This is a genomic window from Chryseobacterium herbae (assembly GCF_025154075.1).
GTDB lineage: Bacteria > Bacteroidota > Bacteroidia > Flavobacteriales > Weeksellaceae > Chryseobacterium > Chryseobacterium herbae.
This window is the reverse complement of sequence record NZ_JAOAMU010000001.1, coordinates 906178-915526: the sequence shown is the minus strand read 5'-3', so window position 1 is coordinate 915526 and position 9349 is coordinate 906178. Positions and strand designations below refer to the sequence as shown.

The 9349-nt window shown below is 37.7% G+C and carries 11 protein-coding genes and 2 tRNA genes; 7 read left to right on the top strand and 6 right to left on the bottom strand.

Translation table 11 applies throughout. The features are described 5' to 3' along the window. Position 1: 1 nt before the first annotated feature. Together N0B48_RS03895 and N0B48_RS03890 are read left to right on the top strand one after the other, a co-directional pair. Positions 2–75: transfer RNA gene (locus N0B48_RS03895), tRNA-Asp, on the top strand. Positions 76–108: 33 nt separating this feature from the next. Then, positions 109–182, top strand: a tRNA-Asp gene (locus tag N0B48_RS03890). A 457-nt stretch (positions 183–639) separates the two neighbouring features. On the opposite strand, the gene N0B48_RS03885 is transcribed toward N0B48_RS03890, so the two are convergent. Continuing rightward, on the bottom strand, positions 640–1320 hold the full coding sequence (locus N0B48_RS03885; protein WP_259836902.1) for an aspartate/glutamate racemase family protein: 681 nt from the start codon (positions 1318–1320) through the stop codon (positions 640–642). A 90-nt stretch (positions 1321–1410) separates the two neighbouring features. Further along, complete coding sequence (locus N0B48_RS03880) at positions 1411–1575, bottom strand: hypothetical protein (protein ID WP_259836901.1); 165 nt, start codon at positions 1573–1575, stop codon at positions 1411–1413. A 60-nt stretch (positions 1576–1635) separates the two neighbouring features. Between N0B48_RS03880 and N0B48_RS03875 the strand changes: the two genes are divergently transcribed. Together N0B48_RS03875 and N0B48_RS03870 are read left to right on the top strand one after the other, a co-directional pair. After that, positions 1636–2052, top strand: a complete 417-nt coding sequence (locus N0B48_RS03875) for a hypothetical protein (protein ID WP_259836900.1) — start codon at positions 1636–1638, stop codon at positions 2050–2052. Positions 2053–2083: 31 nt separating this feature from the next. Then, entirely contained in the window at positions 2084–2923 is an 840-nt protein-coding gene (locus N0B48_RS03870) for an XAC2610-related protein (RefSeq protein ID WP_259836898.1), read from the top strand. A gap of 382 nt (positions 2924–3305) precedes the next feature. On the opposite strand, the gene N0B48_RS03865 is transcribed toward N0B48_RS03870, so the two are convergent. Then, positions 3306–3692, bottom strand: coding sequence for a hypothetical protein (locus tag N0B48_RS03865; RefSeq protein WP_259836897.1), 387 nt, complete (start codon positions 3690–3692; stop codon positions 3306–3308). Between the two features lie 161 nt (positions 3693–3853). Between N0B48_RS03865 and N0B48_RS03860 the strand changes: the two genes are divergently transcribed. Both N0B48_RS03860 and N0B48_RS03855 read left to right on the top strand, forming a co-directional pair. Beyond that, the gene (locus N0B48_RS03860; RefSeq protein WP_259836895.1) at positions 3854–4609 is read left to right on the top strand and encodes a response regulator transcription factor; all 756 of its coding nucleotides are present in this window, start codon (positions 3854–3856) and stop codon (positions 4607–4609) included. 128 nt (positions 4610–4737) lie between these two features. Then, on the top strand, positions 4738–5757 hold the full coding sequence (locus N0B48_RS03855) for a L,D-transpeptidase (protein ID WP_259836894.1): 1020 nt from the start codon (positions 4738–4740) through the stop codon (positions 5755–5757). A gap of 290 nt (positions 5758–6047) precedes the next feature. Here N0B48_RS03855 and N0B48_RS03850 read toward each other — a convergent pair whose 3' ends face one another. From N0B48_RS03850 to N0B48_RS03840, 3 genes are all read right to left on the bottom strand, one after another. Further along, positions 6048–6575 carry a hypothetical protein gene (locus N0B48_RS03850; protein ID WP_259836893.1) on the bottom strand — a complete coding sequence of 176 codons (528 nt, stop codon included), beginning with the start codon at positions 6573–6575 and terminating at the stop codon, positions 6048–6050. A 3-nt stretch (positions 6576–6578) separates the two neighbouring features. Continuing rightward, complete coding sequence (locus N0B48_RS03845; RefSeq protein WP_259836891.1) at positions 6579–7901, bottom strand: PDZ domain-containing protein; 1323 nt, start codon at positions 7899–7901, stop codon at positions 6579–6581. Between the two features lie 123 nt (positions 7902–8024). After that, on the bottom strand, positions 8025–8663 hold the full coding sequence (locus tag N0B48_RS03840; protein ID WP_259836889.1) for an alpha/beta hydrolase: 639 nt from the start codon (positions 8661–8663) through the stop codon (positions 8025–8027). A gap of 224 nt (positions 8664–8887) precedes the next feature. Between N0B48_RS03840 and N0B48_RS03835 the strand changes: the two genes are divergently transcribed. Continuing rightward, positions 8888–9310, top strand: a complete 423-nt coding sequence (locus N0B48_RS03835) for a hypothetical protein (protein ID WP_259836887.1) — start codon at positions 8888–8890, stop codon at positions 9308–9310. Positions 9311–9349 lie beyond the last annotated feature (39 nt).

The following is a 9349-nucleotide window of genomic DNA, read 5'->3' as shown; positions in this document are numbered from 1 at the left end:
TGATCCGGTAGTTCAGCTGGTTAGAATGCCGCCCTGTCACGGCGGAGGTCGCGGGTTCGAGTCCCGTCCGGATCGCAGAAGTTTTCATCAATTTACTTTAAAAAAATTGATCCGGTAGTTCAGCTGGTTAGAATGCCGCCCTGTCACGGCGGAGGTCGCGGGTTCGAGTCCCGTCCGGATCGCAAGATCTTTAAAACCCTTTCAATTATTTGAAGGGGTTTTTGTTTGTATACCTATCACCCGACCTAAGGAATAAGTTTTACCGGATCAGGTGCAAAAATCAAAAAAATAAGCACAATCAAACCTCATAGGTTTTCAAAACCTATAAGGTTTCGTTATCTGAAATATACCTTTTGATTATTTAAGAGATTTTTTAACCACAAAAGAGTTTTATACTCTCGCAGATGATGGGGATAGAGCAGATTAGCAGAAGTAAAAATCTGCATCATCTGATTAATCTGCGTGAAATTTTAAAATCATGTGATCTGTATTCATTCCCTTCATCAGAGTCAATAAAATTAATTCCGCCTTTGCTCCCCTTTATAAAACATGATCATAATTTTCTTACGTTAAAAAATAAATTTTACCTGCTGACCAGATTTTGCGGATGACCTGCTATTATCTCCTCAAGTATACTTTCTACGAAACAATATATTCCACAATAGCCTCACAATGTAATTTTGTCGTATCAAAAACAGGCACGCTAAAATCATCCTGACTGATAAGCATAGGAATTTCCGTGCAGCCGAGAATAATGCATTCGGCACCACGGCTGATCAGTTCTTGTACAATGGAAATATAATTGGTTTTGGTCTCCGGATTACTAAATCCTACCCCAAGTTCATCTTTTACGGTATGCTGGATATAATCCCTTGTTTCCTGCTTTTCCGGGATGAGTACTTCAAGGTCATATTCTTCAAGTTTATTTTTGTAGAAATCCATTTCCATGGTAAACTTTGTTCCGATTAAACCGACTTTTGTAAGTCCTGCTTTCTGTATGGCTTTTGCAGTTTCTGTACCTATATGAATAATCGGAAGTTGTACGGAGTCCTGAAGCTCGTCTGCGAACAGATGGGCTGTATTGGCACAGAGCACAATGCCGTCTGCTCCGGTGTTTTTAAGGTGATTGCAGGCGTTTAATAACAATTCGAAAGAATTGACCCATCCTTTTGCCTGTAGGTCCCCAAAATTCAAAGAATAGATCATGCATTCCGCTGCATTCAGTCCTCCCAGTCTGGCATTGACACCTTCATTGATGAATTGATAATAATCCAATGTGGATACCCAGCTTATTCCGCCTACCAGTCCTATTTTTTTCATGAATGTGAAGATTTACTGTTGTTGACAAATCTAGCTAAAAGTTTCCGTTGTATCACGGGTATTCGCCGGGATATTGATCATTTCAAGAATTTATGCATTGTCTAAAACTTTCAGCCCTGTAAGCCCATATCTGTAGGCAGAACCGTTGTTAATATTCACTGAGTAGGAATTTTCGTTAAACACGAGTTCAGCTTTTTTCAAAGACGTATGGTCATGTACTTGTATTTTATCGTTATTTTTGTTCAGATAGCCCATCAGGCCAAATAATTTATTCGCAGTTTATTGCTACATTAGTGAAAACCATAAATAGATCCAATGTCAAAAAGAAAATTTATTCTGCTTTCCATTCTGAAAACATGGCTTATTGCGACAGTTGTTTCGACGGTTATTCTGATTATTTACATGATGATCACGGAAGTTCCACGTGTTGATGAACATCCCAGAAACTGTGATATGAGCGGGATTGCCTATGGTCTTCTGATCATCTGGATTCTTTCTATGACTGTAGTTTCCTTCAGCAGCCTTTTTTCTCTTTTAAAAACGTTTCAAGGGAAAACAAAAAGATGGCTGTGCTGGTTTCTGCTTCCAATACTTACCGCCGGATATTTTTTTATAGCCATTTCTGACGGAAAAATCGATAGAGAGGGAATCGCTTATTTTTTGATCTCCAATCTGCCATGGTTTCTTCTGTGGGGAGTTTATTATTCAAGGTTTAATTCTAAATTTAAATAATCATTAATAACCTATAAACCGATAAAGACAGATGATGAAAAAACTTTTTCTACTCTTTGTAATTGCTATTTTCGAGACTTTTCTGCACGCCCAGCCGATCACTTTAAAATACCTTACTGAAATGAAAGAACTCAGGCTCAAGTTGTATTATGGGAATGGCGGGAAAGGAGCTTTTATACAGTATGAAGGGAAGAAAGAAATTATTCCGTTAAAGGTCAGGAGTTACAAACTGGACACCATTTCGCAAGGCCCGGGTCAGCCGGCCCATCATTATTTTGTCTGGGATGAAATGGTTAACGGAAAACTCAGTGGAACATATAAAATGATGCAAATGAAGAATATTATTGTAGATCCTTCTTACATCAGAATACGGGATTTTACACAATTCACGCATTTCAAACTTGAACTTGTGGAAGAAGAGGGAGATCCGGATGGCGATGATAAATACCTGCTGCATGATGCCATAATCTCTTTTAATCATTTTTATAATAACAGACTTCTGATTGAATATCCTGACGGGAAAAAAATGAATGCAGAGCTCCCTTTTCCGGACAGTCCGGATGCAGCCCAGCAAAGCATTATTGAGGATTATAATTTTGACGGATACGATGATCTTGCTTTCACGATTCCGGATGCAGGAATGGGTGTTTACAGTACGTTTACCATTTATCTTTATAACCCGAAAACGAAGCGTTTTGATCTGTTCAAAGAACCGGATTACTCAAAGTCAGCCTGTTCATGCCTTTGTGATGTATCTGTAGACAAAAAAAATAAAACTCTTTACACCGGATGCAGAGGAGGAGCTTCGTGGCATCAGGATGCTTACCGTTTTGATAAAAATGGAACTCTGAAATGGGTTGCTTCGCCGTGAATGGGAGAATTCAGAGTCAAGATTTTAGACATCAGACATCAGATTTCAGACTTTAGACTGAAACTAAGGTTGAGATTAGAAAACGTCAATGGTGAATTTTTGCTTTGCAAGTGAATGGTGAATTTGAGAAGCAGGAGGGAAGAACCAAGCTTTCAGATACAGGATGATAATTCATTAGCTTAATGATTACTAACCAGCAACTGGCAACCAAAATTCGCCCTCAAACTCTTAAACTCCGTATCCCGAAACATGAACCCCGAAACACGCATCCCGTAACTTCCGTAAAACAAAAATTACTGCCCAAAAAGACAGTAATAGATTCGGATCAGCTGATATGATACTTCAAACAATTTACGGTTTTTTTCTCAGAAAATGAATTCTGTTATAAGGGTAGCTGATCTCTAAGGGCTGCTTTAATCCGGCCGTTGTTATTTATTATTTTCAGTCTGAATGGGCCCTCGAGGGCTGAATTATTTACGATAAAAACTTCATGGGTGAAATCTACTTTAACTTTGACCGAATCATTCTTGGGCAGCTCCTTTATTTCATGGTTATTGATTACATATTGAAGGGCGTCTTTCTGTGAAGGATTATATAAAACCACTTCAAGAATCTCTTTCGACGAGTTTTTTATTTTCAGATTTTTGTGAGCAGGTATTTTCCACTGGTTGCGGTAAAGATGTCTGCCTTTGGTGATTTGGAAAGAGGACAGGAGAATCATCAGGACTGTAGAAAAAATAAATAGAGGATAAAAACAGATACTTTTCATCTTTAAGGCTATTGATTTGTTTTTAGGTACAGAACTGACATTATTTTTAGCAAAAGTATATCACGGTATTTTGATAACCACTACACTTTTGTGTAGATTTGCTTGTGTGTTATAAATACTACACTTTTGGGTAGTGATTGTGTCAGTTTATTAAAGGATATATGGAAGAAATAAACAGGTTTTTTAACGATAAAAATGATGTCCGCAATGATGCTGAAATAGATCGCGGCCAGGTTGGGGACTATCTGGAAGCGATAAAAGCTTTTTCAAGGCTTACCTATCAGAGTCTGTATGTAATAGATTATCAGACCAGAGGTTTTGATTATGTCTCTGGAAATCCGTTGTTCTTGTGTGGGAAATCACCGGAAGAAGTGAAATCAATGGGCTATGCTTTTTATTTTCAGAATGTAAAACCTGAAGATGTGGAGCTATTAATAAAGATCAATGAAGCAGGATTTGAGTTTTATGAAAATATTCCTGTAGAGGAGCGGAAGTTGTATTCCATTTCATACGATTTTTGCCTGATCAACGGCAAAAAGAATATTCTTGTCAATCACAAGCTCACCCCGATGTTCCTTACCGAAGAAGGTCAGATCTGGAAGGCATTGTGCATTGTTTCACTTTCAAACAGTACGGCGTCAGGGAATATTGTGATCAGTAAAGATGGTTCCGATGAAGTTTGGAAGTATGATCTTGCTATCAAAAGATGGGAGAATGAAGAGAAAATAAAGCTTTCCCAGAGAGAATATGAAATCCTGAGTTTGTATGCCAGTGGACTGACCATCAATGAAATTGGGGAAAAGCTGTTTATTTCTGCGGATACTGTAAAATTTCACCGGAAAAAGCTTTTTGATAAAATAGGCGTCAATAACATTGCTGAAGCCCTTTCTTACGCTCAAACCAATAAACTGCTGTAAAACAATATACTCCAATACCGTTTTTTTACGGTATTTTTTATAATGTCTTTTATGATTCAAAATTAGGTCTGATATTTGCAATGGGTAACCAAACTAAATGGCCTGTTTTATTTATGAAAAACATATCTGTGAAAAAAATATTTTTATATGCCTGCTTTAGCGCTGCAATGCTGGTTTCATGTAAGAAAGAAATTGAAAAAATAAGCGATACTCTTAAAGATACGGTTTCCTCATCAGAGACTCCGACCGTAAAAAAAGATTCCATCAAAAAAGATTCTGTAGTACAGAAAGAATCCGTTCCGCCAGCAATGCAGGAAAACGGTTTCTATAATGCTTTTGTCCTTCCAAAGGATAAAAAGATGAGAGATTCTGTATACGCAGCATTCAGTAAAAAATACAGCGAAAAGGAACGTTATGCGATTTTAGCATTAAACAGACTTGATTCTAAAAACAGATTCAATACGGATACTTTGGTGGTTCCGGCTAAAATAGATACCACGCTGATGTCTTATTCGCCATTCCCAATGCAATTAGATGTATTGAGTGGTGTAAAAAAATTCGTGATCTTTTCTTATCCAATTCAGGCTTACGGAGTATATTCTAACGGAAGTCTTGTAAAATGGGGACCAACCAGTATGGGGAAAAAAGCTGCGCAGACAACGCGCGGACTTACTTTCGCCAACTGGAAAAAGAAACTGTCTATCTCAACGGTGAGCACTGAATGGAAACTTCCTTATAACTTCAATATCCATAATATAGGAGGAATCGGATGGCATCAGTATGATCTTCCGGGTTATCCTGCCTCACACTCATGTCTGCGTTTATTGATGAAAGATGCACAATGGCTATATTCCTATGCAGATACCTGGATTCTGAATCCCGGAGGTGCCACTACCAAAGCAAAAGGGACGGCAGTAATGGTTTTCGGAGATTATAAATGGGGCGGAAGAAAGCCATGGAAAAAGCTTTTGGATGATCCTAATGCCAATAATATTTCAGTAGAAGAAATGACCAAACTTCTGGAACCCAACGTAAGCAAAATGATAAAAGAACAGGACAACAGGGAAAAAGTAGCGGATTCTATTAAAACCGCAAAAGCAATGGCTCCGGCTCAAAGTGAAAAACCTATGGAGGTTCCCATTAATTAATCTGAGTTTGGGTTGAGAATTAATGATTGAGGTGCTGAAAGTTACGAGATACGGGATACGCGTTTGGGAGCTGGAGGATTTTAGGGTTTGAAAATTTTCGGGAAGTTATGAATTATTAATTTCTAGGGTAAGAGCAATTGAAGATTTGAAATTATCTGGATGTAAAAGGTAGTTCCTTGCTTGAACCACAAACCCATACCCCGAAGCCCGAAACATGATGAGGTGCTATAATGTATACTTTCAACATCCTGAAATCATTATAAAAACAAATGTCTTATCCCGAAACCAGGTTAATTCATTTTCTTTTCAAACTGTAAAGTAGATTCTTCAGCAAATCTTCTAAGCTTAAGCATCTCTTCCTTACCCTTGTGCTGGCCGAATCTGGCCGCTGCATACGTAAGAAGAATACAGAATAACATCATAAATGAAGCGCTCAGGGCCCACGGGAACTCAGCGCTTTTTATCTGTCTTTCTACATAATACATGGTGAAAAAAGTCATCCAGAGAATTGAAAAGGAAAAATAAAGGAACATGAAGAATGTCCACACGGCAGAACTGGGGCCGAATACGCCACGTATGGCAGTCTCATCATCTTCAATTTCTACTCTTAAAGATAGCCTCGGTTTCGAGTAATTATCATATTTCGTTTCCACCCAGATTGTGGCTACTTCCTTGTTGATATTTCCCGAAAATTCGTCTTTGTGCTCGGCAAGATATTTTTTTAAGTTTTCTGCATATTCTTCCTTCGTAAGATGAGTAAGCATCTTGAATCTGGGGCGGGTTCTTATTTTATCTATGGTGCTTTCTTCGGTTTTCATAGGCTATTCTTGATACGGGATAGGGTCTTCTAATACAAAATTAAAGGTCAGTTCCACGGTTTTTCGCTGGACTACCATTGTGATGTTCCTTCCTTCCTCAGATTTCATTATATCCATGATTTTTTCCATGGTCATATCGGAGGTACGGCTTCCGTTAATCATCATTATGCGGTCGTCTTTTTTCAGGCCTACTTTAAATGCCGGAGAGTCTTTTCTGATCCCCGCGATGGAAAATACAGGTTTTAAAGTGAATTTATACTGAAAGTTATTGACTACTGAAATTTCAGTACTGGATTCAGATATTTTTTTAGGTTCAATTTTTACGCGGTCCTCATGCCATTCCAATCCATCCTGCTTAAAGTCTAACCCGCTCATATTAAAATGAAAAGGATCGTCGAAATTTCTATTTTTTTTCAGGTATATCTTTCCTGCAGTGTAGTCGAATATGGTGGTAAATCTGCGGATAATTTCTCCACCCACGGACCCCTTTCGGTTGGAGACCAGATTCACGTGCTGGATAGAGTATTCATCGGGCATTGCCGTGAGGGGCATATTAAATTTGAAATCTCCCAGATAAAAATTATGGATCCTGCTTCTTTTACCATAAATATCTCCGTTGAATCCACGGCCCAGATAATCATCAATATTGGGTCTGTTGTACACGAAATCTTTGATCAGGGTAGGGAAGAGCCAGATGGCATCGCTGTTTCCGAGATCAATCAACAGCTTTGAACTTTTCTTTTCATTCGTCATTTCTACATCTGCATTGATGTAAGGCTTATCCTTTTCTATCGTCATGGGCAGTTCAGTGAACTTTCTGAGTTTCTTCTTAAAAACATCAATATCCTGATAAACCGTTATTTTTTTTGAGGTATAATCTATGGAAATAGGATGGTTCTTGAAAAAATGATACCCGATCACTCCGTTCACAGGAATTCCAATATGAGATGAGATGTTGAATTCCTCATCAATAACAATATACAGAAGCATGGATGTATTGATGATATGATCGCCTATTCTGGCAATATTACGGTCCGATTTAAAACCGTCTATACTTAGATTTCCACCGAGTCCGGAAAATTTTATTTTCTCGATATTTTCTAATTTTACTTCCTTATTGTCCAAACTGAAAAGAATGGTTTCCGCAACGCCCGTGTCCAGCATAAATGTAAGTTCGGCTCCGTTAACGGTAATCGGGATAAAAATAAGGTTGTTAATCAGCTTAAAAGGGATGACTACTTTTTTGGCATTCACGAGCTCGAAAGAGTTCTGGGCACTGAGAAAAATGCTAAAGAATAATGCCAGTAAAAGAAGCTTTAGTTTCATTTACTGAATTTAGTGAAATTATCGTTACTGTGCATAAAAAAACATTCCAAAGGTAGGAATGTTTGTATAAACTGCAACGAAGCAATATGTTTTGATTAAATTTATGTAAAATAAGATTAGGCGTTATTTGGAGAAGAATTCCATGAGATCCATATAATTTTTTTGATTGACACCATGTCCGCTCATATATTCCCTGAAACTAAAATAACAGCTCAGGTCATAAAGAAGGTCTGCAGCCTTTCTTCCCCATTCAAGAGGAATCACTGCATCGTCTGTTCCGTGAGAGATGAAAAAACGAAGTCTTTCCAGTTTCTTTTTATCTTTAACAATACCGTCCAGCAGTTTTTCTTCAGGATAGCTGCTCAGACAGGCAATATAATTAAACATTTCCGGATGCTTCAGGGCCAAAGCATAGCATAATATACCACCCTGGCTGAAACCACACAGATGGACCTTTCCTTCAATGATTCCGTAATGATTGATTACTTTCAGGATGTTTTCCAGTACGCCGTCCAGTGATTCCTTAGCCTGAGCAAGATCAATGAAATTTTCAGGATTATTGAAATCTATGTCAAACCACGAATACCCTTCAAACTGGGTATCTCTCGGGGCTCTGAAACTTATGATAAGCCAGTCGGCAGGAAGGGTTTCCCTGAAGCTGAAAAGATCCTGTTCATTGCTGCCATAGCCGTGCAACATGAAAAGTACAGTAGTATCTGGGGTGATATGTTCCGGTTCTCTTACTATATAATCTAAATTCATACAGCAAATATAATTAATAAATCATATTGTTAACTTCTAAACGGAAGTCCGTGTTTTAAATTTTATGTTTAGCTAATTCTCTGCTCAAATAAGTGCTGGTCCTGCAATTATGCTTTTTGCCGATTTGATATTAATTGGAAATCTTTATTGGAAATTTTTCATAAAAGTTATTTTTATATTAATAAAAAACTTATATTTGAAACATTAAAAATCTATTTGGAGAAATGAAGCAATTTTACAAATCAAAAAGTTTACTTAGACTTTCTTTTTTATTCGTTTTATTATTTTCTGTAATTACGGTAGTGAATTCTTGTAAAAAGGATAACGATGACGAGGAGTTTACAGATCACGTTGTTCAGTTTGAAGTGAAAACAACTACAGGTGGTGTTATCAGAGCAATTGTAACACAGGTAGGAACCGTAAAGACTGATATTTTCGATCCGGTGGGGACTACTTGGACGAGCGGAGAATTTTTCGTGAATTCAAGCCAGGCACAATTGAATCTTGATGCGAAGGCAGATCTTCCTAACGCAGATTCTGAACTGGTGATAAACCTTTGGATAGACGGAGAAATCGTAAAAACTCAAAAGAAGAAAGGAGCAGGTCCTATGGTAGCTTCTATTGATTACAGCTTCTTAGAATTATAAAAAAATATATTTCCTATATATAAATGAAACCGCTTTTAA